Genomic DNA, 24,201 nt, shown 5'->3' with positions numbered 1-24,201 from the left:
ACCGCCCGCTGCAGCGGCGGCCGTCGCGCGTCAGTCGGACGAGCCCGTGCCGCGCGGCCGCTCGATGCCGTACGCTTCCATCCAGCGATACAGCGTCGCGCGCGACACGCCGAGCTCGCGCGCGGACGCGGCGACGCGCCCGCGCGTGCGCAGCAGCGCGGTTTCGATCGCTTCGCGCTCGATCGACTTGCGGATGTCGGCCACGGACGGCGATGCCGCATCGAGGCAATATTCGAGCTCGAGATCGTGCGCGGTGATCAAACGTCCTTCCGTCATCACGACCGCGCGTCTCACGCGGTTGATCAGCTCGCGGACGTTGCCGGGCCAGTCATGCTTGTAGAGCGCGGTGATCGCATCGCTCGAGAAGCCGCGCACGCGATGGCGCGCGTCGCTGCGAAAGCGCTCGAGCATGTGATGCGCGAGCAGCTCGATGTCCTTGCCGCGCGCGCGCAGCGGCGGCTGGTCGATCCGCATCACGCAGAGGCGATGAAACAGATCCGCGCGGAACCGCCCTTCCTCCATCGCTTCGCGCAGGTCGACGTGCGTCGCGGACACGATGCGGACGTCGACCGGCACCGGATCGCTGCCGCCGAGCCGATGAATCGAGCGCTCCTGCAGGAATCGCAGCAGGCTGGCCTGGCTCTCGTGCGGCAGGTCGCCGATTTCGTCGAGCAGCAGCGTGCCGCCGTTCGCAGCTTCGACGTAGCCGACCTTGCGCGCGTTCGCGCCGGTAAACGCGCCGCGCTCGTAGCCGAACAGCTCCGACTGCAACAGGTGCGGCGGAATCGCGCCGCAATTGACCGCGACGAACGGGCCGTTGCGCCGTTCCGAATGACGATGGATCGCGACCGCCGTCAGCTCCTTGCCGGTGCCGGTCTCGCCGAACACGAACACCGGTGCGTCGGTGCGCGCGAAACGCCGCACCGTGTCGAACAGCCGCAGCATCGCGCTGCAGGTGCCGACGATCCCGTTTTCCTGCGATTCGAGCCGCTCGCGATCGCGCGCGAACAGACATTCCATGCCGTACGCATGGCCGACGGTATCCGCGATCCTTTGGTGCGACGCGGGCAACGTGATGTAGTCGAAGCAATAGTCGCGCAACAGCGCGCGCACGTTCGCCGACGCCGTCTGGCCGGTCTCGACGAGCGCGACCCACACGACGCCGCGCATCGACGCACAGGTGGACGCGATGCTGCCGATCGCGTCGGCATGGCCGCCGCTCAGGTCGAGGATGCCGCAGGTGATTTCGCCGGAGGTGTCGCGCAACTGGCTCGCGTTCGCGACTACCGTGACCTTCCAGTTGCGCCGCGTCAGTTCCTTGCGAAGCATGACGGACGGCGACTGGGTCCAGTAGATCAGCGGACGCTGCCCGTTGGCCCTCCCTTCGCCGGCACTTTTATCGCGCGTTATTGGGATATTCATAGCGCACCATCACTTTCTCCTCTCCGCGAATCGTTCGCGTGCGCTCCGGGCGGCGGCGCATAGCCACCGGTCCGCGCTGCGTTGCCGCAGCCTTGGCGAAGATCGAAACTGCACACGGCGAGAACCCCCGGAGGTCGAGCCGAATGTCATCCGGCCTCGTTTTCATCGAACTTGAAGAGGAACGTGCGGCCGCGAAGCCACGACGTCCCGGCTTACATGCGACGCGCCATTACGCCATTACCAATGGGCACGCCGGTAAACGGAATTTCCGCTTGCAGTCGCGTCGAGTCGTACACGACAGCCGTGCTCGATACCGAACCGCCGGCCGCCATATCGCTCCCGGAATAGCCGCCTCGTTGCATCCGCCCCGAATTTACACCCGGTCGCCGGACGGTCGTGTTACCAAAAGATAATGCTGAATCCGGCGGTAACCGCGCCGGCACGCCGCCTCCAGCCGACTTTCGATCACCAGTTTTGATTATCCATGAACAATCGAGAGGTTTAGTGGCGAATACCACATTTTCGCAACATACGCGCCGCGGATTATCCGCGATTTTTGTCGAAATACCCAAGAACGACCGCCACCATCGCCCTCACGTCACATAATTGCCGGCGTGGCCGGGCCGCCGCTTCGAGGCCAGGCGGCGCGCAGCGCGCACGACTGTTACACGTCGTATCGCCTCCGCCGCCCGGCCGCTCAGACCCTCCCCAGCGCCGCGGGCCGCCCGGCCTGCCCGTCGCGCGCGAGGCCGTCGACCGCCACGTCGTCGTGCTGGGCCAGATCGGCAAGGCCGGGAGCGCCGGCCATCTCGTCCAGCAACGCGGCATGGCCGTCCAGCACGAAGCGCGTCAGCTCGCGCCGGAAGCGCGCCGCGCCGAACAGCTCCGCATTCGCGCGACATGCGTGCGGGCTGATCGAGCCGCGCGGCAGCGCCTCGAAGCGCGCGAGCGCGTCGAGCAGCGCGTCGACCGACTGCGTGCGAAAGAACAGGCCGGTAGCGCCCGCGCCCGGCCACGCGCGCACCGACTCGCGCACGCCGCCCTTGCCGTATGCGATCACGGGCGTGCCGCAGGCCTGCGCCTCGACCGGCGAGATGCCGAAATCCTCTTCGGCCGCGAACACGAAGGCGCGCGCGCGCTGCAGGTGGTCGTGCAGCACGTCGAACGGCTGATAGCCGAGCAGCGTGACGTTCGGGCCGGCCAGTGCGCGGATCTTCGCCATCTCCGGCCCGTCGCCGATCACCACGAGACGCCGCTCCGGCGTCCGCGAAAACGCCTCGACGATCAGGTCGATCCGCTTGTACGGCACCAGCCGCGACGCGGTCAGGTAGAACGCCTCCTTGTCGGTGCACAACGCGAGATGCTCGACGTCGACCGGTGGATAGATCACCGTCGCGTCACGCCGATAGGTCTTGCGGATGCGCCGCGCGATGAAGCGCGAATTCGCGGCCACGCGATCGACGCCGTTCGCCGAGCGCGCATCCCAGTTGCGGATGTAGTGCAGCAACGCGCGCGCGAGCGCCGACTTCGCGCCGTGCGCGAGGCCGGCTTCGTTCAGATACTGATGCTGCAGATCCCACGCGTAGCGCACCGGCGAATGCACGTAGCTCGCATGGAACTGGTCGGGGCCGCTCAGCACGCCCTTCGCGACCGCATATGAACTCGACAGCACGACGTCGTAGTCAGACAGGTCGAACTGTTCGATCGCCAGCGGAAACAACGGCAGATAGCTGCGATAGCGCGTGCGCGCGAACGGCAGCTTCTGGATGAACGACGTGCATACCGCGCGGCCGCGCAGGCACTCGCGATCGTCGAGGAAGTCGACGAGGCTATAGAGGTCGGCCTGCGGAAAGCAGTCGATCATATGTGCCAGCACGCGCTCGGCGCCGCCGGGCGACACCAGCCAGTCGTGAACGATCGCTATCTTCAAGTGCGGCCCCTGGTTCTTCCTTCACGTTCGCAATGAGCCGGCCACACGGTTCGTGCGCCGGCCGTCTGCAGCAATTATCCGAAGGGAGCAGCGCGGCCGATGTGTGCTGCCGCACACTGCGCCGTTCGCGTTGTGCGCTCCAGCACGTATACGTAGCGTCAGTACGCTTTCGAACAGACCGGCATACGGCGCATCCGGATCATCGACGTTGCCGCACCGCACGCGCCGCACGGCCCGTGCGGCACTGCGTGTTGAATGCTTCACGCGAGGACCGCATCATGGAATGGCATTGTTGTGAATTCGAACATCTGAGCGCCGTCGATCTCTACGCAATCCTGCGCGCGCGCAACGCCGTGCTGGTGGTCGAGGATGCGCATACGCATCTGGACATCGACGGCAAGGACGCCAGCGCACTGCACGTCTACGCGACGCAGCGCCACGGCGACGCGGCCGAAGTCGCGGCCTACGCGCGCATCCTGCCCGGCGACGACATCGATCCCGACGTCGTGATCGACAAGGTGCTGACGAGCGAGGCGTGTCGCGACGACGATACGCTCGAGCATCTGCTCGAACGCGCGCTGACCGCCGCGCACGCCGCGTGGCCCGATGCCGCGCTGCGCACGCACGTGCCCGCCGCGCGGCAGGCGTTCTACAAGCAGTTCGGATTCCGCAAGGCTTACGGTCCGTTTCTCCATCAGGGCGCGCCGTTCGTCGGCATGATCCGCCCGGCGCAACGCGCTGCCGGCGCGCTGCGTCAGCTGCTGTCTCGCGCGGTGTCGGTGCAGCGCGACCGCAACGAAGAGGCGCGCGCCGACGGCCGCGCTCATGGCCGACTGGCCGCCGATTCCGGAGCCAACCGATGATCCGCACCCTTCGCCAAGTCCCCGATCCCGCGCTGCCGCGCATCCTTCCCGTGATCCTCGCCGGCGGCTCCGGCACGCGCCTCTGGCCGCTGTCGCGCGAGCAGTTTCCGAAGCAGCTGATCGAGCTGACGTCGAACGAATCGCCGCTGTCGGCGACCGCGCGTCGCCTGAACGGCATCGCGAACGCGTCGCTCGACGACACGCTGCTGCTCGTCTGTAGCGAACAGCATCGGACGCTCAGCGCTGCGCAGGTGACCGACCGTGCCGCGCCGGCGCGCATCCTGCTCGAGCCGGCGCCGCGCAACACGGCGCCCGCGCTCACGCTCGCCGCGCTCGACGCGAGCGCGTTCGCGGACGATCCGGTGCTCGCGGTGATGCCGGCCGATCACGTGATCGTCGACGTCGGCGCGTTCCAGGACGCGATCGCACGCGCGGCGCGTTACGCAGAGGAAGGCGCGATCGTCACGCTCGGCGTGTTGCCGCGCCGCGCGGAAACGGGCTACGGCTACATCCAGGTCGGCGCGCCGCGCAACGGCTGCCACGGTAGCCAGGGCGGCTATTCGATCGGGCGTTTCGTCGAGAAGCCCGACGAGGCGCTCGCCGAGCGCTATCTGCAATCGGGCGATTACTGGTGGAACAGCGGGATCTTCGTCACGCGCGCGTCGGTCTGGTTGAAGGCGATCCGCGCGCTCGCGCCCGCGATTCATGCGTCTTGCGAGGCGGCATGGCGCGCGGGTATCGCCGAAGATCCGTTCTTCCGGATCGATGCGGCCGCGTTCGACGCATGCCCGTCCGATTCGATCGACTATGCGGTCATGGAGCGCTTGCCCGAACACGGCGAGCTCGGCATCGAAGGGATCGTCGTGCCGCTCGCGGCCGGCTGGTCGGACGTCGGCACCTGGGACGCGATCTGGGAAATCATGCCGAAGGACGATCACGGCAACGTCGCGCGCGGCCCGATCGTGTTCGAGGACACGCAGGACAGTTTCGTGCGCTCCGAAGGGCGGCTCGTCGCGTGCGTCGGCATGAGGGACGTGGTCGTGATCGAAACGCCCGACGCCGTGCTGGTCGCGAACAAGCACGACGTGCAGCGCGTGAAGAACATCGTCGCGCGGCTGAAGAACGACCGGCGGCCGCAGGCGATCGAGCACCGCAAGGTGCAGCGGCCGTGGGGACACTACGATTCGATCGACCTCGGCGAGCGGTTCCAGGTGAAGCGGATCGTCGTCGAGCCGGGCAAGCGCCTGTCGCTGCAGATGCACTATCACCGCGCCGAACACTGGATCGTCGTGCGCGGCACCGCACGCGTCACGCGCGGCAGCGAGACGTTTCTGCTCAGCGAGAACGAATCGACGTACATCGCGGTCGGCGAAGTGCATCGCCTCGAGAATCCCGGCAGGATTCCGCTCGAGATCATCGAGGTGCAATCGGGCGACTATCTCGGCGAGGACGATATCGTGCGGTTCGACGATCAGTACGGCCGGCCGGTCGACGCGCTGCCTGCGGAGCAGGCATAGCGCGGCGGCGATACCGCGCGCCGTGAGCGGCGCGCGGTATCGCCGCTAACGCTGCTTACGCGCTGGCGCTCGACCCGTGCTTGCCGCCGTCATTCGCGCCTCGCGACTGCGCGCACATGCGGCAGCAGCGCGACGTTCGCGCCAACCACGTCAGGCGCGATCGCTCGTGATCGCAGTGCGCCCGCACACGGTGCGGCCGTCGCGTCGGCGGCCGTGCAATCGCGTCCCGGACCGACCCGCACCGGCATCCCGCCGATCTCCGACAAGCGGTTGTCGGCAAGCTGAACCCCCGACACGTTGCCCCACAACCGAATGCCGTCGAACCGCGCATGCGACACGCGGTTGCCGATCACGGCCACGCGCGTCACCGTGCCCGACCACGTGCTGACGTCGATCGCCGCCTGCTGCGTGAGCGGCCGCGGATCGCTGCGCCCGCTCGCGGTCTGGATGGATGCGATCACGTTGTGCTCGATGCGGACGTTGGACGCGCCATAGGTGTGGTAACTGTCCTCCTGCGCGACGAGGATGCCGGCGCTCACCTGCACGTCGTGCACGACGTTGTCCGAGATCGTCACGTCGGCGCCGCCGACCACCGTGATCCCGCGGCCCCATGCATTGCCTTCGAGCACGTTGCCGGTGATGAGCACGTTGCGGCTCAACGCGCCGTCGGCAACGTAGCTGACCACGGCGATCATGTCGTCGCCGGTGTCGCGCACGACGTTGTGCCGGACGAGCACGTTGCGCGCGCCGTGCGTGATGTGGATACCGTCCGCGAGCGTGGACAGCACGCGATTGTCGACGATCGCGACATCCGCGCCGCCGAACACGAAGATGCCGGCGCTGGCGCCGCCGTCGATCACGTTGTCGAGCACCTGCACGTCGCGCCCGGTGACCTCGACCTTGGTCGACGCCGGTGTATCGAGGCGCGTCGCGCCCGTTCCGCTCAGGCGGAAGCCGGCGAGCGTCGTGCCGTCGCCGCGCAGCTCGATCGTCTGATCGGCGGCATCGGTTGCGCTCAGCGTCGCGCCGTAACCCGATACCAGGACGTGCGGCTGCCGCACGACGAGCGAACGGCCGACGACATAACGCCCCGGCACGAACGTCAATCGCTGACCGGGCCGCAGCGCGTCCAGCGCGCGTTGCAGCTCGTCCGCCTGGTCGGTCGCATTCGGCGCGGGACGAACGTAAACGTTGGCGCTGTCGGCGGGACGCGCGCTGCGTGCCGGCGCGCGCGACACATCGTCCGCGTGCGCCGGTGCACCGAGCGCGCCGGCCAGCGTCATGCCGGCCAGCACGCGAGACAAGCATCCCGGTCTGCGCATATCGAAACGTTTCTCCATAGCGGCCGCGCGTGGCGGTCGGCGAGACGATCGAGCGCCGCTCAACCGACGCCTCGACGAATCCGCCATTCGATCCGCTCAGCCATTCGCTTCGCCGGTCGCGAGCACACCGCTCGCGCGCCGCGACGTGAGTGCATGCGCGAGCTTCACGAACGGCGCTTCGCACAGCAGGTAACCGGCCCACGACAACGGGATCAACGGCAGCATCGGCACGATCATGTAAACGCCGAGCGGCCATCCGACCAGATGAAAGCGCTGGCACAACCAGAACGCCCCAAACAGCGGAAGGCTGTGCAACAGATAGACCGAGTAACTGATCTTGCCGATCCACGCGAGCGGACGGTTGCGCAGTTTGAGCACAGTCGCCAGCATCGCGAACGCCGCGATGCCGATCATGTATGCGAGCGAGATCGGCAGATGAAACGCGTTGTGATGCCGCCAGTCGTCGATCGCGCCCGCGAGCGCGACGCCGACCACCGCTATCGTCACGTACGCGAGCGCCGCCCGGTACGTCATCGACAGCCGGGACAACGGCCCGCTTGCGGCCAGCCGCAGACGCAGCAGTTTCGACGGAGCGTCATAGGCCTGGCGGAAACAGGCGCCCCAGAACATGATGCCGAGGTGATACGGCATCGTCTTGTACTGACTGAGCATTTCCGCCGGGAACACGTGCAGCGCGACCGTCGACGCGAACAGCGCACACAGCGCGACCGTGACGACACACAAATGCAGCATCCGATGCAGCCAGCCGCACCAGAACAGAAGCAGGCACACGACATAGAAATACAGCTCGGTCTCGAGCGTCCAGCCATGCGGCAGGATCAGGCTCGCGCCGAACGCAGCCGGGATCATCGTCACGTTCGCCAGCATCCCGTGCGCGTCCATGGTCTTGTCGAACAGTACCCAATGAACGAAGTAGCCGGCCGGCAATGCGAGCCAATACGCGGGATACAGCCGGAAGAAGCGCCGAATGACGAACCGCTTCGTGCCCGGGCCGAGGTCGCCGTGCAGGCTGGTCGGAATCAGCATGCCGCTGATCGCGAAGAAGATCACGACACCGATCCGGCCGAAGTTCACCGACCGCTGCAGCGCGTCGAGCGCCTGCTGCGAGCCGGCCATTTCGACGAACCGCTCCGCGTAATGCGTCCATATGACGAGGATCACCGCAATCGCGCGCATCGCGTCGATATGCTGAAATCGCTCCGGATCTTTCGCTGTTGACATGACTGGAATGGTGACGGCTCAACACACGGGGCTGCCCGTACGGGAATCGGAACATCCGGCGCCGATCACCGACAACGCAGACGGAATCGCCCGCCCCGTTCGCAGGCGGATCACCTGCGTGCCACGGCCGAGCGTGCTTTGAAAACTTCGTCGCGCCACGCCGCGTGGCGACGACGACGACACGAGCGCGGCGGCGACGTCCGGCATCGCCCGCCGTGCTTCACCTGGCGTGCGCATGTCTCGCGTCGACGCAATACCACCAGATCAGCGCGAGCAACGCGTAAAACGCCGTGCGCGAGCCGAACATCATCCAGTACTCGCCCTGCTGAACCGCGAACGTCGCATAGGAGAACACCTTGGCGATGAGCCACAGCATCACGACGCCGCCGCGCATCGCGACGAGGATCTGCAGCGCGCCGAGCGCGCCATACACCAGCCCCGTCATCGCGACGAACAGCGCGCCGCCCGCATAGCCGAACCAGTACACGGGCACGGCCATGTTCCCCATCGTGAACGTGACGTCGTCGAACATGTACGCGCGCAGCACGCTCGGCTCGGTGTACGACATCATCAGATCGCGCAAGCCGCTCGGCTCGGATTCGTCGAAGAAGGTCGGCATGGTCCACGAGCGCAGCGAACTCACGAAACGCCAGAACGCATCGGTGCCGCCGAGCCGTGGCGCGGTGAACATATGGGCGTCGTTGTCGACCACGTACCACGGCTGCCCTTGCAGCAGGAAGCGCGACGACAGCATGTCAGCCACTTCCAGCCCTTGACCGCGATACGAGTAGATGATCGACACGGCGCCGAGCAACAGCGCGAGGCCCGCGCCGATGCCCAGATAACGCACGACCGGCTTGCCGTTCATCGCATGGATCGCGATGAACGGCGCGAGCGAGCACAGCCCGATGTGCAGCACGGCCATGAACTGCTCGCCGTGCATCACGTTGAGCGCGAGATCGACCGCCATCGTCAGGATCGCGGCCGCCCGGATGCGCTTGTCGGGGCTGGTCGCGATCGTGCCCAGCAGGAAGCCCATGAACGACTGGTTGTTCAGGAACAGGTTGAACATCGTCCCGTTCGACGAGTCGTTGCGCAGCGCATAGCGGTTGATGCCGGAAAACAGCGAGAACCCGGACGTCAGCCCGGCGAGCACGCCGATCGCGATGATCGTCGCCGCGAGCACGAATCCGATCGCGATGCTGTGCGGCTGCAACGTGATCCGCGCCTTGATCGGTACGCGCACCGGACGCTCGTCCAGGAACCGGTCGAACGCAACGAGCGCACAGACCACGAAAATCACATAGAACGACAGCAGCCGGCTGAACGCGCCGGTCGCGTCGCCGATCACGTCCGTTTCCGTCAGATAGCCGCCGTTCTCGAGCCCCACGCCGGCGAGGAACGCGGTCATGCCGATCGCGAGCACGTACAGCATCGACACCGCGAACACCGGCCGCGACCTGACCAGGCCGACCAGCGCCGCCGTCGCCAACAGCAGCGTGCACAGCGCGCTCGATTCTTTCAGGCCGAGCGCCGGCATCGCCGCATTGAACAGCAGCGCGAGCGCGAACAGCGTCAGCAACATCACGCCGCTCGCAGAAGCGACGCCGCGGCCGCCGCCCATCGTTCCCGTGGTTCTATTCATGCTGGCTCATGCATGGCTCATGCTGATTCATGCTGCTGCAACCCGAAGTTGCGTTCGACCGTCGGCGCCGCGCGTTGCGGCCGGTAAGGCGCGCCCGGCTGCCGCGCGCGGTCCATCCCGTTGCGATCGGTCATGTGTCGCGCTCCGTGGCGATCGCCGTCACGCAGCCTTGCCGAGCAGTTCCTTTCTTACGCGCGTCCATGCCCTGAACAGGAACGTCTCGGCCGCAACGTCGCGACGGTCCGGCTGCGCGCGCGGCCCCTTCGCATCGCGATACGCGTTCGCGTAATAACCGTAGCGAAGCGGCGAAGGATCGAAACCGTTGAATACGAGGCCGTCGACCTTCGCGCCGATCCGTTGCAGGTTCTCGACCGCTTCCGCAACGTCGGCGCTGCCGATCGAGCCCTGCCGCGCGACCATCAGCGTGATGTCGGCGAACCGCGCCAACATGGCGACGTTGGCGGCCGGACGGGTCAGCGGCGCGTCGACGACGATCATGTCGTATTGACTGCGCAGTCGTGCGAGCAGCGCGTCGAGCTTGTCGGCGCCGTACAAATTGCGCGCGGGCTGCGCGTGGGTCCCGGCCGGCAGCACGTCGAGGTTTTCGTCGACGCGGCGAATCACCCGCTCGGGATCCAGCGATTGTTTCAGTACGTCCGACAAGCCTCGGTCCGCCTTCACCCGCAGCGCGTGCTCGATGCCGGATTGCCGCGCGTCGGCGCGCAGCAGCAACGTCTTGAGGCCGTCTTCCGCGAACAGGCACGCCAGGTTCGCGGCGATCATCGACTTGCCCTGCCCCGGCTCCGGCGACGTGATCAGCACCGTCTTCGAGCGGCCGTGCTCGACGCCCGTCTTGCAACGCAGCAGCAACGCGAGATTGGCGAGCGCTTCGACGAGCGGCGTGTCGGGGTCGTCCCTGACGGCGACCGACGCCGAGCGACCGTGCGCATCGCCATCGACCGGCTGCGGCAACGACGGCAGTATGCCGAGCATCGGGACGCCGACCGCCGCCTCGAGATGCTTCGGATCGCGCACGCGCCGGAAGAACCACGCGTAGCCTTGCGCGGCCGCGGCGCCCAAGATCAGGCCCACCGCGGCGCCCAGTGCGAGCACGAGCATCCGCTTCGGGCGAATCGGCTTGTCGGTCGGAACCGCCTTGTCGACGATCGACGCATTGCCGACCGTGCCTGCTTTCGCGATCTGCAGCTGCTGGGTGTTGTTCAGCAAGCCGACGTACAGCTGGTTGTTGACCTCGACATCGCGGGCGAGCCGCAGATAGGTCTGCTGCTGAGAAGGCAGATGCGCGACCTTGTCTTTCAACTCGGCCGACTGCTGATCGAGCGTCTTCAGCTTGTTGACGACGGCGGTCAGCTGAGGCTGCCCGGCAACGTACTTCGACGACAAGTCCTGATACTCGAGCTTGGCCTCGAGCCGCGCCTTGTCGACGAGCGCCAGTTGATCGATCAGCAACCTCACGTCGCCCTGCGAATCGATCGAGCCCTGCGCGTTGCGAAACGAATTCAGCGCCTGCTCCGCCTGCTCCAGACGGGCCTTCACCACCGGCAGTTGCGTCTCGAGGAACGCGAGGCTGTGCTCGGCGTCCTCGGAACGCCGCCTTGCGTTCACGTCGAGATAAGCGGCGGCGATCGCATTGAGCAGCCGCGCGGCGGACACCGGGTCACGGCTTTCGAGGCTGAGCTGCATGATCCCCGACTGCCGCTTCGTTTCCGCGCCCGCCAGCTTCGTCAGGACCGAATCGAGGCGCTCGGCTGTCGTCACCCGCCGTACGCGGAATTCCGTACCGGCGTGCGCGACGATGCGCGCGATGTCGACGCGATAGCCGTTCGCTTCGCTCGGCTTGCCGATTACGCCCTTCAGCACTTCCTGTCCGTCGCTGTCCTTCAGCGAGAACCGGTTGCCGGCCAGATAATCGAGCTCCAGCTTCTTGTCGATCTGCGATTCCGGTACGTCGAACCTGTGGAATTCGATGCGCTCACCGCCCCAGGCGAAGAACGGCGTACTGAACGGCGCGATGACGAGCCCGTCCGCGTCCTTCGGCAACACCGATTCGACGAACCCGCCGACGAGCGGAATCCGGTTGCCGACGGTCGCCTCGGCCTGCGCGACGGTTTCTTCGATGGCTTGCGTGACGACCGTGCGCGAACGCGCGACGTCGATTTCGCCGATTACCGCAGAGTTCTGAATGTCGAGTGCGTTCGATATTTCGGAAAGCGCGCCCAACGCGCTATGTTTGTTTTCCTGAACCTGAATCAGCGTATCGACGGAGTAAACCGGCGCAGCCGAAACGGCATAAATCAATGCCAATAAAAAACAGCCCAGAAAGACCGAAATAAATGCATAACGATAATCGAGCACGTTCTCCAGCAATTCGGTCAGCGCAAACCGCGGTGCGTCGCGGGAAATACTGCCCGCTCCGTCCCGGTATTCATTAGATGCGGCTCTATCCAATGTCATGCATATGCTCCCAAATTGCTGCCCACACAGGCGGGTGGCGACGGTACGCGCATGGCCGTCCGTGCCGCGCGGCTCGTCCGGGCACGGCCCGCCGGCGCGCCTGCGCCGCACCGGATGGCGGGCCGGCGAAGCATGCACGCGCCGGCCGCCGCCCACGAAACGCCATTGATTCTGTTTACCCGAGCCACTATGCGTTAAACCCGCCGCCCACTAAGTGCGATGGCTTACATTAATGGCCACTCAGTGCGCCGACCACTGGGTCGCCGACCGGTCTCATGCTATGTTGGGTGGCCTGTTGTTAAACGTGCGCGCAAGCGATGACATCAAGAACCGGTGCCGTTTCACGAGCGCGCGATTCCATCTCGTTCGTCCGTCGCTTCACCTCGATTTAACGGTCTTTATCAAACGACGTGCAATCGCCCGCTTGATTCGAATCCGGGTCATGGCCGGCCGGCAACCCGAATGGCCGATCGCGCGCCGGGCAACATCGTGTCGCGTCGGCGTCCGTGCTGCGTCGCTTCGAACCGAAGCGACGCAGCACTTGAGAGACGTCGCGCAATGCTCTTCTGTCTACCATCGCGAATGACGACATGAACAACCACTCGCTATCCGATACGCTCGCGCCGACGCGCAACGATGCGCCGCTGCGACAGACGCGCGTCGCGCTCGCCGTGGCGCTTGCCGCGCTGCTGTCCGCCTGCGCAATGGCGCCGGGCCAGCACATGACCGCGCCGGCCGCGTTGCCGGTCACGACGGCCGACAACGGCGACGTGACGAGCGACATGAAGGTCGCGGTCAAACAGATTGATCTGACGCTGATCGGCCAGATCCATGCGGCCCAGAAAGGTCATACCGCCGCGCCGATCCCCGGCAATCTGCTCGGCAAGCCGAGCGGCTACAAGCTCGGCCCCGGCGACGTGCTGCAGATCACCGTCTGGGATCACCCCGAATTCGCGGCCGCGGTCGGCCAGCCGACGCCGAATACCAGGCCGTCCGACGCGGCGCCCGGTTTCGTCGTCGACAGCGACGGCAACGTGCAGTTTCCCTTCGTGCCGCAGCCGATTCACGCGGCCGGCAAGACGGCCGCGCAGGTGCAGCGCGAGCTCGACGCCGAACTCCGCAAGGTGTTCATCAAGCCGCAGGTGACCGTGCGCGTCGCGTCGTTCCGCGCGGAGCAGATCTATGTGGACGGCGAAGTGCGCGCGCCCGGCTCGCAGGCGATCAACGACATCCCGATGACGCTCGTCGAAGCCGTCAATCGCGCGGGCGGCTTTGCGCCGAGCGCCGACCAGAGCCGCGTGACGATCACGCGCAACGGCACGATCTATCCGGTCAACGTCGCGCAGATGACGAAGACCGGCCGCAGCCCCGCCGCGATCATGCTGCAGCCGGGCGACCTGCTGCACGTGGCCGCGCGCGACGACAATCCCGTGTACGTGATGGGCGAAGTGAACAAGCCGCTGGCCGTGCCGCCGCAGCGCGACGGCACGCTCACGTTGAGCGCGGCGCTGTCCGAGGCTGGCCAGTTGAATCAGCAGACGTCGAACGCCGGACAGGTATTCGTGCTGCGCAAGGATGCCGACAGCCCGCCGGTCATCTATCACCTCGACCTCGAGTCACCCGTTTCGATGCTGCTCGCGAACCAGTTTCCGCTCGCGTCGAAGGACATCGTCTATGTCGACAATACCGGGCTGGTCCGCGCGAGCCGCGTGCTGAACCTGCTGCTGCCGGCCATCAGCGCCGGGTTGACCGGCGCGCTCATCACGAAGTAAGCGGCGGATCGCGGGAAGGCGGCGGCAGTGCGCGCCGCCTTTCCGGCGCAGCACCGAGGCCGCGTGGAGATCCGGCGCGTCACGCCCTCACCGTCCTCCCTACCACCCCACCCCGCGCATGATCGCGTCATCCCGAACGCGCCGACAGGTTCAGCAGGCCCACGCGTTCGCGGCACAGCACGTATGCGAGCGCGACCGCCACGGCCGATTCGGCGATCAGCACCGCGATGGCCGCACCGCGTTCCGCGAACAGCATCGCGAGCGGCGGCAGCAGCGTCACGTTCAGCGCGCCGGACGAAATCAGGATGATGCTGAAAGTGCGCTTCATGCCCATCGGCAGCATCGTCTGAACGCCGAACAGGTCGGTCATGCAGGCCATGAACGGCACCAGCGCGAGGCAGCGCAGCACGCCGACCGTCGGCGCGAACGCGCCGCCGTACAGCATCCTGACGACGAACGGCGCGCATACGTAGATCGTCGCCGACATCACCAGCACCAGCGCGCCCTGCAGCACGATCAGCTTGCGCAGGAACGCGAACGCGTCGTCGCGCGCGTGGTGCATCAAGTACGTGACGTGCGGATAGGTGGCGGCCCTCAGCGGTTGCAGCAGCCCGACCGCGGCGCGGATCAGCTTGTCGCCGGCGGCAAAATAGCCGGCCGCGACACTGCCCGAGACGATGCTCAGCAACACGGTGTTGGTCGACGCGTAGAACGAGATCGACGTCGAGGCGAGAAACACCTGCGAGCCGCCTTTCAGCGCGGCGGCGATGTCGGCCACGCCGACGCGCACGCTGTCGACCTCGCGCCGCAGGAACAGGTACGCGAGCAACGTCACGCCGCACAGCACCGGCACCGCCGCGTTGATCGCGACCGCGTGCAGCAGATCGTCGGGCGTGCGCACCCAGGCGAAGAACGCGACGACGCTGCATGCGCGGTACACGACCACCGTGACGCTGTAGACGCTCAACTTCTGGATGCCCTGAAAGTACCAGCCGGGCGTCAGCGCCGCGCCGACCGCCATCCCGAACCCGATCAGCAGCGCCGTGCGTTCCGCCGCGAAATGCGGGACGAGCAGCGTCAACGCGAGCAGCACCGCAAACCCGGCGACCGTGATCGCCCATTGCGCGCTGACGGTCGCCCAGAAGATGCGCGAGCGCTCCAGCTTGCCGTTCGCGAGCGCGACGCGCGGCGTCGCCGTCAGGTCGAAGCTGTAATTGGCCAGATTGATGAAATACGTGGTGACCGCGAGGACGAACGACAGCCGCCCATACTGCTGCGGCCCGAGCACGCGCGTCAGCAGCGGCAGCGTCACGAGCGGCACGACATACGTCGAGATTTGCAGCGCGAACAACAACGCAAAGTTTTTTCGAACAGCGGTCATCGGGCTTTCTGGCGGTGAGAGAACGGTGTGCCGACCGTCAAGGCGCACGCGCGCGCGGTGCGTGCGCGTCGATGCCGAGCACCGCACACAGCGACGCGGCGTAGCACTCGACCGAGTAAGGCGACCAGTCGTAGCGACGATCGGCGATAGCGAGATGCGTGCGCAATTCGGCGAGCGCACGCGCGAAGCCGTCGGGCGTGTTGCGGTAGAGAATCTTGTGGCCGATCTCGTCGCCGAACGTCGACAGGCTGCCGATGTCGTGGACGAGCGCCGGCAAACCGAGCATCGCAGCCTCGACGATCACGAGCGGCGCGTTCTCGGCCCAGATCGACGGCAAGATCAGCGCGTCATGGAGCGGGAGCGCGGCAAACAGCGTGGCATGGTCGACGCGGCCGGCGAAACGCAACCGCCCCGACTCGACGAGCGCCGCGTATTGCCGCTCCAGCTCGCCGCGCTCCGATCCGTCGCCGTAGACGGTCAGCGACGCGATCGCATCGCCGGCCGGCCCGCTCATCAGCGCGAGGAACGGCGCGAGGCCCTTGTCCCAGTCCACGCGACCGACGAAGGCGAGATCGAGCCGCTCGCCGCGCGGCGGTTTCGGCGGACGCGGCACCAGCGTCGAATCGATCGGGTTGCGCACGAGCGTCGCGCGGGCGCGACCACGCTGCGCGATCAGATCGCGCATGAACGGACTCGGACACAGAATCTCGTCGAACAACCCCAGCGGATCGAACAGCGTATCGACCGCATGCCAGTGCAGCTTCTTCACGACGTCGTGGACGAAGCCGCGCGGGCTGGCCGTCATCGCGATGCGCCGGCGGCTGCGCAATCGTTCGATCGACAACGGCTGCGCGCGGCCGCGCGAATAGACGAGCAGGCTCGGGTTGTAGAACAGCAGGTGGTAGTCGTGCGCGGTCATGAACAGGCCGCAATCTGCGTGGCGCTTGTAGCGCGCGAGCACGGGCAGGATCGCGCTCGACAACAGGTTGTGGTAGTTGTGCACGAGGATGCGTTGCGGGCGAAACCGGTCGAGCAGCGCGTCGAGCGCGCGGGCGGCGGCAGGCGACCACGCATGCGCGCGCGCGCTGCCGGCAAGCTCGGGCACCGCCTGCTGATCGAACGTCTCGACTGCGACGCCGTCGCGTGCGCGCAGCACGTCGGCGGACAGCCGGTACACCTCCTCCGCGCCGCCCTTGCGCGCGAAGTCGTTGATCACCAGCACGCGCATCACGCTCGCCCCCGGCCGCCGCAATGCCGGGCGCGCGAGGCCGCGTCGTGCGCCGACGCGTCGAAGCGCGCGCGCATCGCGCGCTCGCCGTGACGGCCTTTCCACTTCCGATGTTTCCGGCACGCTTGCTTCATTGTCATTCCTGGGCGGGGTCGCGGCTGCGCCTGCGAACAGGCTCGCATGAAAATTCGACAGCGTCAGGATACGGCCGCCGACGCGCGCGATCTGTTCGTCCGGTTACGTTGGCGGCAGGCGCCGTGCTGCGGCGATGCGGCTCGCGAAGCGTACGGGCGGCTGCGACGATGCGATCGCCGCATGCCGCGCGAACGTGCCGCTCGAATGTTCCGTAAGCGCGCTACAGCGGTGCGTGCTCGGGCTGCGCGGGCATGGCGAGTTCGGCCGGCGCATCCCAGCCGGACAGCAGCGTCGCGCAGCGGGTGACGACGTACTGCGCGGCGGCATCGCCGTGCAACGAATGATCGAGCGCGTCCTGCATGTCGACGGACACGTTCGGCAGATGCGCGAACGCATGCGCCGCAGGACCGAAGTGGCGGACGAGCACGTCGACGCCCGGGTCGAAGGTGCCGTAGACCAGATGCGTGCGGATGCCGCGCGCCGACATGTCGCGCAGCAAGCCGCGCGGCGTGTCCTTGCCGGGGCGCCAGCCGAGATGTTCGCCGACACGCTTGAGCGGCCCCGTCGCGACACCCGCGGCGAACCGGAACATCGCACGCAGCACCGGCCGCAGGTCGCGTCCTTCGGTCAGCAGCCGGCGCAGCTTGCGACCGCAGCGTAGCGACGCCCAGTAGCCGCGCATCGAATTCGTCTGGTTGTTCAATGCATCGGCGAGCGTTTGCCCGCGCGGCCAGACGAACGCCGGCAGATTCACCGCGATCACGCCGGCCAGTTGCTCGCGCGCGGCCGCATGAAGCGACGCATACGCGCCGGAGCAGATGCCGAACGCGACGATCTCGCGATGCCCGTGCGCGTTCAGCCAGCGCGCCGCCGTGACGACATCCGCGATCGCCTGATCCGAGTACGGAATGTTCGACTGATCGTCCGTCGCGCGCGGGCCGCTGTCGCCGACGCCGGTCGAATCGATGCGCAGGCTGCTGATCCCCGCCGCCGCGAGCGAGCGCGCAAGCCGGACCGCGAAGCGACCGTCGGCGACACGCGGATTGGTCGCCGTATTGGCGATCAGCAGCGTCGGTGCGGCAGCGCGCCGGACCATGCCGGCCGGCTCGCACAGCACGCCGATCATTCGAGCCGGCTCGAGGGCGACGATACGTTCGACGCTGCTCTGCGCCGTCAACGTCACGCCCGGCCCGGCGCCGGGTAGCGGCCCGCGTACGCCACCGTCGGTGCCGTCGTCGATCCAGTTCACGACCGTGTCGAGCAAGCCGGCGGGCAGCCGCGACCACACCGGCTCGCGCATCATGCCGCCCCAGTCGGCGCAGGTGCGCATCTCCACCGACACGCCGCGCGCCTCAAACGCATCCGCGAGCGCGGAGCCGTCGCCGTAGGGCGCATCGACGAGTAACGCGCGCGCGGGCAACACGCGCGCGCGTGCGACGCACTCGCTCAGATTGATGCTGCGCAGGCGCGCGACGAGATCTTCGGGATACACATGGCCGAGCACGCGCAGCGGCCGTTCGTCGCGAACCGCGTCGCGCACCGCGGGCGATACGTTGTCGAGCCAGCTTTGTGCGACGAGCGACAGCTCGCGCAGATAGCCGCGTCCGCGCACCACCGGCGCCAGCGCGACGAAGCGGGTCAATTCGGGAATGCCGTCCGCGGCCAGCAACGCCAACGTGGCACCGGCGCGCATGCCGACGACGGACAGCGTATCGACGGCGACGCGCTCGCGCAGTGCGTCGACCGCATGCCGGACGCTCGCGAGCATGCGGTCGAAGCGTTCGGCATCGTGTTCGTCGCCGAGCGAGTCGCCGCTCGCCGGGTAATGGAATCGCAGCACCGGAAAGCCGCGCTCCGCGAGGCGCTCGGCGAGCGAGCGCACGAGCTTGTGAAGCCACAACGCCTCGTGGCCGAGCGGCTCGCAGATCACGATCCCATGCGACCGATCGCCCGCGTGAAGCCAGCCGACACAACCGTCGAACTGAATCGGCATCATGATGCGGTCCTCGCGCTGAACGCCCGATGCGCCGGCGCTCCGCCTCGGGGCGAGCGGCCGGGCCGGGAACAGCATTGCACGTACATCGGCGGGCGCAGCCGCAGCGTGTGCGCGAAGCACACTCGCATGCCCGGGCAGCCGCATTCGACGGATCGGGAACGACTGACGTTGCGACGCGTTGAGCCGTATCCCCGTAGCCGGCTCCGTCCTTGCGTATCGATTTGGGTTCCCACGAATACACCCGTATATGAAAACACCCGCATGCCCGAGCGGGCCGCGCGTGTCTGTCGAGCATCACCTGACGTGCAGGCGCCTCTGGGTTGAGCTTGGTCTTTGCAATTGTTTGATTCGTGCTGCGCCACATAGCCGTTACGCGCTCGCGAAATCGGCGTCGCAGGCCTGGCACTCGGCCTGCTCCCACGCGGCGATTAGGCCATTCGATCCCGCCACATTCGGTACGGCACATTACATTTTCAAACCACATCATCCGGCGCGAACACGGCGATGCGGCATCACGCGATTGAATACCGTCCCGCGCGATGCGTATGTGAGCCACCTCACTTACGTTCGTCGCAGTGCACCAACGGCGTTTCGGCGGCCGGTTCAGTGCGCGGCAATGTGCAGCGTTTTCGACGCAACCGCCGGAATGCAGGTAGTTGTTACGACGCTGCATCGCGGCACTCGGGAACGATGACCGCGTTTTCGCGACCCCGCACGACCGCGTCAAAAAAAGATCGTACGTATCGGTACAAACACCGATGCTGTAGCCAAACTACATTCGTAGGATTGGTCGCTGCAGAGAATCGCTACATACGATTCGGCAGCGTTCGACGGTCCGCGTCGCCGTCGTCGGTGCCGTTCGCGCCCAACCGGCCGTAACGATTCCCCGCCCGGCGTGGCGTGCCGACGCGCAATCACCGTGCATCGCCGGCCGAAGGCGTTCGATGCGAATCGATCGAACGTGTGCAGCTCCAGACATCATCCGAACAACCGGCAATACGATCATGGAGAGCAACATGCGGGACAAACTCTGGCCGGCCGCCGTGCTGGCAGCGACCCTCTGCACCAGCGTCTATGCGGCCAACGCCGATTTCGATTCACCGGGCAGTGCAGCCGACGCGTTCGCGTCGTCGGCCGCGCAGCAGCGCGCCGACCTGCTCGTGCGCAAGATGACGCTCGACGAAAAGCTGCAGTTCATCCATTCCCAGTACGAGATGTCGAAGGTGCCGGGCGGCGGCGCCGGTTATATCCAGGGCGTGCCGCGGCTCGGCATTCCCGACCTGAACATGGTCGACTCGGCAACGGGCTCCGGCAGCACGTCGCAGCCGAGCACGACGTTCCCCGCGACGATCGCGCTCGCCGCGAGCTGGGACCGCCGGCTGTCGTACGACTTCGGCAAGCAGGTCGCGATTCAGTTGCGCGCGCAAGGGTTCGGCATGGGCCTCGGCGGCGGTACGAATCTCGCGCGCGAGCCACGCGGCGGCCGGCTCTTCGAGTATCTCGGCGAGGATCCGCTGCTCGCCGGCGAGCTGCTCGCGGAACGCACGATCGCGACGCAGCAGCACAAGGTGATCGCGACGATCAAGCACTACGCAGGTAACGAACAGGAGCATGGCCGGATGGGCGGCAACACGCAGATGGACGAGCGCACGCTGCGCGAGCTCTATCTGCTGCCGTTCGAAATCGCCGCGAAACGCGGACAACCCGGCAGCGTGATGTGCAGCTACAACCGCCTGAACGGCACGTATGCGTGCGAGAACAACCATTTGCTCAACGACGTGCTGAAGAACGAATGGGGCTTCCAGGGGCAGGTGCAATCGGACTGGGGCGCGGCGCACAGCACCGCCGCCGCGATCAACGCCGGGCTCGACGAGGAAGAGGACGTCGGGCCGACCGTCTACCTGACGCCCGAGGCCGTCAAGCAGGCGATCGCGAACGGCTCGGTATCGACCGCGCGCCTCGACGACATGGTGCGCCGCAAGCTGGCCGTGATGATCCGCGTCGGCGTGATGGATGACCCAGCGAAGGCCGGCGGCACGATCGATTTCGCGGCCGCGAACCGCTTCGCGCAACGGGTCGCCGAGCAGTCGATCGTGCTGCTGAAGAACGACGGCAACCAGTTGCCGCTGGTGGCGTCCGCGCTGTCGCGCATCGCGGTGATCGGCGGGCACGCCGATGCGGCCGTGCTGTCCGGCGGCGGCTCGGGCAACACGCGCGACCCCGTCACCGGTTCGTTCGCCGGCTGCGGCGGGCTGGTGTTCGGATCCTCGACCGGTTGCAGCTGGTGGCGCAATCCGTGGCTGAAGGTCGACGTGCCGATCGTCGCGGCGATCCGCGCGCTCGCGCCGTCCGCACGCGTGACGTTCGCGGGCAACAGCGATCAGCAGTCGCCGTTCCGCGCCTACACGCAGCAGGAAATCGATCAGGCCGCGACGCTCGCGGGCCATTCCGACGTGGCGATCGTCGTGGTCGCGCAGCCGGCCGGCGAGGACTTCGGCGATCTGCAGAGTCTGCGCCTCGCGAATCCGTCGAATCAGGATGCGCTCGTCGAAGCGGTCGCGCGCGCGAATCCGCACACGATCGTCGTGGTCGAGAGCGGCAATCCGGTGTTGATGCCGTGGAAGGATCGCGTGTCGGCGATCGTCGAAGCGTGGTATCCGGGCGAAGGCGGCGGCAATGCGATCGCGAACGTGCTGTTCGGCGCGGTGAATCCGTCCGGCAAGCTGCCCGTGACGTTCCCCGCGCGCGATCAGGACTCGCCGGCGTGGGTGCAAAACGGCGGGTTCGACAACGATCCCTTGTACGCGGAACGGCTGAACATGGGCTATCGCTGGTACGACGCGCACAACATCGCGCCGTTGTTCGAGTTCGGCCACGGGCTGTCGTACACGCACTTTGCGTACTCGGGGCTGTCGGTGTCGCGGCAGCCGGACGGCTCGCTCAACGTCGCGTTCACCGTGCGCAACGACGGGCGCGTCGCCGGCACGGAAACGCCGCAGGTCTACCTCGGCGTGCCGTACAAGGATGAACCGCCGAAACGCCTGGTCGGCTGGGACAAGGTCCAGCTCAACCCCGGCGACGCGCGACGCGTCAGCATCACCGTGACGCCGCGCATGCAGAGCGTGTGGGACACGTCGCACAACGGCTGGCGTTACGTCGCGCGCGGCACGGTGTATGTCGGTGCGTCGTCGCGCGATATCCGTTTGCAGGGCAGTTGAGCAAGCGGCTGGCAGCGGCGGACGCCGGGGGGTGATCGGCGTCCGACTGCCCGCCCCGACGTGCGCGATTGCCGTGCGTCGTGCGCAGGGCCGGTCCGCGCGGACCGGCCGCTGCGGATCTACGAAAGCATCGCCACGCGAGCGGCTCGGCTCCCGCTCGCATCGACTTCCGGCGAAGCACCGAGGGCCAAGTCCTCAGCGCGCGGCGACGCGTCCGATCCTGAATACCCCGACCACGTCGCGCAGCGTGGTCGCTTGCTGCGCCATCGCCTGCGCGGCTGCCGACGCCTGCTCGACGAGTGCCGCGTTCTGCTGCGTAACCGAATCCATCTGGCCCACGGCGACATTGACCTGCTCGATACCCGTTCCCTGCTCGTCCGAGGCCGATGCGATTTCATTCATGATGTCGGTCACTCGCCGCACGGATTGCACGATATCCGACATGGTCGAGCCCGCGCGTTCGACCTGCTGGGACCCCAGCGCCACGCTCTCGACCGAACCCGTGATGAGGTCCTTGATCTCTTTCGCCGCATTCGCGCTGCGTTGCGCCAACGTGCGAACCTCGCCGGCCACCACCGCAAACCCGCGCCCCTGCTCGCCCGCACGCGCGGCCTCGACTGCCGCGTTCAGCGCGAGAATGTTCGTCTGGAACGCAATTCCTTCGATCACGGCAATGATTTCGGCAACTTTGCCGGAACTGCTCGAAATGGCGCGCATGGAGTCGACCACCTCGTTCACCACCTCGCCGCCGCGCATCGCGACCTCGCAGGCGCTACCCGCAAGCGCATTCGCCTGCTTCGCGTTTTCCGTATTCTGACGAACCGTCGCGGTCAACTGCTCCATGCTGGCCGCCGTTTCCTCGAGCGAAGCCGCCTGCTCTTCCGTTCGCTGCGAGAGATCGAGGTTCCCCTGCGCGATTTCGCCGGCCGAAGTCGTGATCGATTCCGCGGTCGACTGAATTTCCGACACGATGCCGCTCAGTTGCCGCCGCATCGATTCGAGCGACGCCATCAGGCTGCCGCGATCATTCGGCGCGACCGGCACCGGTGCTTCGAGATTGCCTTCGGCAATACGTCCGGCCACGACCGCGGCGTCGGCCGGCTCGCCACCCAGCGACCGCATGATTCCGCGCGTGATGACGGTTCCCAGCACGATCGACAGGATGACGGTGATGACGCCCGCTGCCGCGAGCGTCACCTTGGTCAACGCAGTCAAGCTGGCCACCTCTCCTGAACGTTGATCGAGCAGCGACTGCTCGGCCTCGTTCAACTCGGCGGCTACCGCTCGATAGCGATCCATGAACTGCTTGTCGTCGCCCTGCTTGAAGTAGTCGATCAGCACGTTGGCAGGCTGCGTACCGGCATTGACGTCACGCCGCATCGCGATCAGCTTGTCGTCGACCTCCGCCACCTTCCGATGCATGTCGCGCAGCGTCTCGAGACGGCGCTGTTGCGCGGCATTGTCCGATGTGAGGCTGCGCACGACGTCGAACGACTTGGCGAACTGCCTGAGGCCGGCCTTATAGGGCTCCAGAAACCGGTCGTCTCCCGCAGCCACGTAGCCGCGCACGCCCGTCTCCATGTTGACCATGCTGGTCAACATGTCGTCGTTCGCTCGCAGAACCTGATAACTATGAACGTTCCAGCCGTTCGCCTGGTTCAGCTTCAGAAAATTGACGATCGAGATGGCGCTGCCGATCAACGCAATTAGTACGACGATACCGAATGCTGCGGCCAGCTTCCTGCCGACTGTCATGGAGCCCATATGTTCTTCCTCCCCTTGTGTTGTTTCGTTATGTCGGCAAGCAGGAAGACTTACTGTAATTCGCGCTTTCCGTGCCTGAGGAAGTATTCCTCATGATGGCTGAATATATTGGTCAATTCGCCCTGACACGGGGTCGAATCCGGTGACTATCCGTCCTCGCAAACGATCCACGACGTATAGTCTTTTTATCGGTCGCCGCACCACCGAGGACCTCAACGAACGCGCCCGCACGCTTGCCGACGCGATGCGCGCATGGAAGCTCGACTAGCCGCCGCGGGCGGGCATGCAAAC

The 24,201-nt window shown here is 66.6% G+C and carries 14 protein-coding genes; 4 read left to right on the top strand and 10 right to left on the bottom strand.

Going from position 1 to position 24,201, the window contains the following annotated elements:
• Positions 1 to 30 precede the first annotated feature (30 nt).
• Positions 31 to 1,422, bottom strand: coding sequence for a sigma-54 dependent transcriptional regulator (locus MBR110_RS17825; RefSeq protein WP_011882064.1), 1,392 nt, complete (start codon positions 1,420 to 1,422; stop codon positions 31 to 33).
• Positions 1,423 to 2,119: 697 nt separating this feature from the next.
• Positions 2,120 to 3,352 carry a glycosyltransferase family 4 protein gene (locus MBR110_RS17820; RefSeq protein ID WP_059668324.1) on the bottom strand — a complete coding sequence of 411 codons (1,233 nt, stop codon included), beginning with the start codon at positions 3,350 to 3,352 and terminating at the stop codon, positions 2,120 to 2,122.
• Positions 3,353 to 3,630: 278 nt separating this feature from the next.
• Here MBR110_RS17820 and MBR110_RS17815 point away from each other — a divergent pair, with 278 nt between their 5' ends.
• Both MBR110_RS17815 and MBR110_RS17810 read left to right on the top strand, forming a co-directional pair.
• A complete protein-coding gene (locus MBR110_RS17815) occupies positions 3,631 to 4,215 on the top strand; it encodes a drug:proton antiporter (RefSeq protein WP_224019719.1) in 585 nt (194 codons plus the stop codon).
• Positions 4,212 to 5,732 (top strand): mannose-1-phosphate guanylyltransferase/mannose-6-phosphate isomerase, encoded by a 1,521-nt coding sequence (locus MBR110_RS17810; RefSeq protein ID WP_011882060.1) that lies wholly within the window; start codon positions 4,212 to 4,214, stop codon positions 5,730 to 5,732. The genes MBR110_RS17815 and MBR110_RS17810 overlap by 4 nt, the downstream gene beginning before the upstream one ends.
• A gap of 89 nt (positions 5,733 to 5,821) precedes the next feature.
• On the opposite strand, the gene MBR110_RS17805 is transcribed toward MBR110_RS17810, so the two are convergent.
• From MBR110_RS17805 to MBR110_RS17790, 4 genes are all read right to left on the bottom strand, one after another.
• On the bottom strand, positions 5,822 to 7,054 hold the full coding sequence (locus MBR110_RS17805; RefSeq protein ID WP_181709451.1) for a right-handed parallel beta-helix repeat-containing protein: 1,233 nt from the start codon (positions 7,052 to 7,054) through the stop codon (positions 5,822 to 5,824).
• A 96-nt stretch (positions 7,055 to 7,150) separates the two neighbouring features.
• Positions 7,151 to 8,296 carry an acyltransferase family protein gene (locus MBR110_RS17800; protein ID WP_181709450.1) on the bottom strand — a complete coding sequence of 382 codons (1,146 nt, stop codon included), beginning with the start codon at positions 8,294 to 8,296 and terminating at the stop codon, positions 7,151 to 7,153.
• Between the two features lie 220 nt (positions 8,297 to 8,516).
• A complete protein-coding gene (locus MBR110_RS17795) occupies positions 8,517 to 9,941 on the bottom strand; it encodes a DUF6418 domain-containing protein (protein ID WP_011882057.1) in 1,425 nt (474 codons plus the stop codon).
• 159 nt (positions 9,942 to 10,100) lie between these two features.
• Positions 10,101 to 12,416 carry a GNVR domain-containing protein gene (locus MBR110_RS17790; RefSeq protein ID WP_181709449.1) on the bottom strand — a complete coding sequence of 772 codons (2,316 nt, stop codon included), beginning with the start codon at positions 12,414 to 12,416 and terminating at the stop codon, positions 10,101 to 10,103.
• A gap of 590 nt (positions 12,417 to 13,006) precedes the next feature.
• Here MBR110_RS17790 and MBR110_RS17785 point away from each other — a divergent pair.
• Positions 13,007 to 14,188, top strand: a complete 1,182-nt coding sequence (locus MBR110_RS17785; RefSeq protein ID WP_011882055.1) for a polysaccharide biosynthesis/export family protein — start codon at positions 13,007 to 13,009, stop codon at positions 14,186 to 14,188.
• Between the two features lie 127 nt (positions 14,189 to 14,315).
• Here the strand turns inward: MBR110_RS17785 and MBR110_RS17780 are convergent, their stop codons facing one another.
• The 3 genes from MBR110_RS17780 to MBR110_RS17770 form a co-directional block, all read right to left on the bottom strand.
• The gene (locus MBR110_RS17780; protein ID WP_059890591.1) at positions 14,316 to 15,569 is read right to left on the bottom strand and encodes an oligosaccharide flippase family protein; all 1,254 of its coding nucleotides are present in this window, start codon (positions 15,567 to 15,569) and stop codon (positions 14,316 to 14,318) included.
• A gap of 37 nt (positions 15,570 to 15,606) precedes the next feature.
• Positions 15,607 to 16,797 (bottom strand): glycosyltransferase family 4 protein, encoded by a 1,191-nt coding sequence (locus MBR110_RS17775; RefSeq protein WP_181709505.1) that lies wholly within the window; start codon positions 16,795 to 16,797, stop codon positions 15,607 to 15,609.
• Positions 16,798 to 17,152: 355 nt separating this feature from the next.
• Complete coding sequence (locus MBR110_RS17770; protein ID WP_059463832.1) at positions 17,153 to 18,928, bottom strand: serine aminopeptidase domain-containing protein; 1,776 nt, start codon at positions 18,926 to 18,928, stop codon at positions 17,153 to 17,155.
• 1,016 nt (positions 18,929 to 19,944) lie between these two features.
• On the opposite strand from MBR110_RS17770, the gene MBR110_RS17765 reads away from it, so the two are divergent.
• Entirely contained in the window at positions 19,945 to 22,146 is a 2,202-nt protein-coding gene (locus tag MBR110_RS17765; protein WP_045578439.1) for a glycoside hydrolase family 3 C-terminal domain-containing protein, read from the top strand.
• 195 nt (positions 22,147 to 22,341) lie between these two features.
• Here MBR110_RS17765 and MBR110_RS17760 read toward each other — a convergent pair whose 3' ends face one another.
• On the bottom strand, positions 22,342 to 23,910 hold the full coding sequence (locus MBR110_RS17760; RefSeq protein ID WP_014725018.1) for a methyl-accepting chemotaxis protein: 1,569 nt from the start codon (positions 23,908 to 23,910) through the stop codon (positions 22,342 to 22,344).
• Positions 23,911 to 24,201: the final 291 nt, after the last annotated feature.

Origin of the sequence: Burkholderia sp. MBR-1, assembly GCF_013822785.1 — a bacterium.
Taxonomy (GTDB): domain Bacteria; phylum Pseudomonadota; class Gammaproteobacteria; order Burkholderiales; family Burkholderiaceae; genus Burkholderia; species Burkholderia vietnamiensis.
Note: the sequence above shows the minus strand (reverse complement) of the source record. Positions and strands in the feature narration are given on the sequence as shown.

Excerpts from the sequence above, each read along its gene's own strand:
- MBR110_RS17825 (WP_011882064.1), bottom strand. The coding sequence starts at position 1,422 with ATGAATATCCCAATAACGCGCGATAAAAGTGCCGGCGAAGGGAGGGCC.
- MBR110_RS17815 (WP_224019719.1), top strand. The coding sequence starts at position 3,631 with ATGGAATGGCATTGTTGTGAATTCGAACATCTGAGCGCCGTCGATCTC.
- MBR110_RS17810 (WP_011882060.1), top strand. The coding sequence starts at position 4,212 with ATGATCCGCACCCTTCGCCAAGTCCCCGATCCCGCGCTGCCGCGCATC.
- MBR110_RS17805 (WP_181709451.1), bottom strand. The coding sequence starts at position 7,054 with ATGCGCAGACCGGGATGCTTGTCTCGCGTGCTGGCCGGCATGACGCTG.
- MBR110_RS17800 (WP_181709450.1), bottom strand. The coding sequence starts at position 8,296 with ATGTCAACAGCGAAAGATCCGGAGCGATTTCAGCATATCGACGCGATG.
- MBR110_RS17795 (WP_011882057.1), bottom strand. The coding sequence starts at position 9,941 with ATGAATAGAACCACGGGAACGATGGGCGGCGGCCGCGGCGTCGCTTCT.
- MBR110_RS17790 (WP_181709449.1), bottom strand. The coding sequence starts at position 12,416 with ATGACATTGGATAGAGCCGCATCTAATGAATACCGGGACGGAGCGGGC.
- MBR110_RS17785 (WP_011882055.1), top strand. The coding sequence starts at position 13,007 with ATGAACAACCACTCGCTATCCGATACGCTCGCGCCGACGCGCAACGAT.
- MBR110_RS17780 (WP_059890591.1), bottom strand. The coding sequence starts at position 15,569 with ATGACCGCTGTTCGAAAAAACTTTGCGTTGTTGTTCGCGCTGCAAATC.
- MBR110_RS17775 (WP_181709505.1), bottom strand. The coding sequence starts at position 16,797 with ATGCGCGTGCTGGTGATCAACGACTTCGCGCGCAAGGGCGGCGCGGAG.
- MBR110_RS17770 (WP_059463832.1), bottom strand. The coding sequence starts at position 18,928 with ATGATGCCGATTCAGTTCGACGGTTGTGTCGGCTGGCTTCACGCGGGC.
- MBR110_RS17765 (WP_045578439.1), top strand. The coding sequence starts at position 19,945 with ATGCGGGACAAACTCTGGCCGGCCGCCGTGCTGGCAGCGACCCTCTGC.
- MBR110_RS17760 (WP_014725018.1), bottom strand. The coding sequence starts at position 23,910 with ATGGGCTCCATGACAGTCGGCAGGAAGCTGGCCGCAGCATTCGGTATC.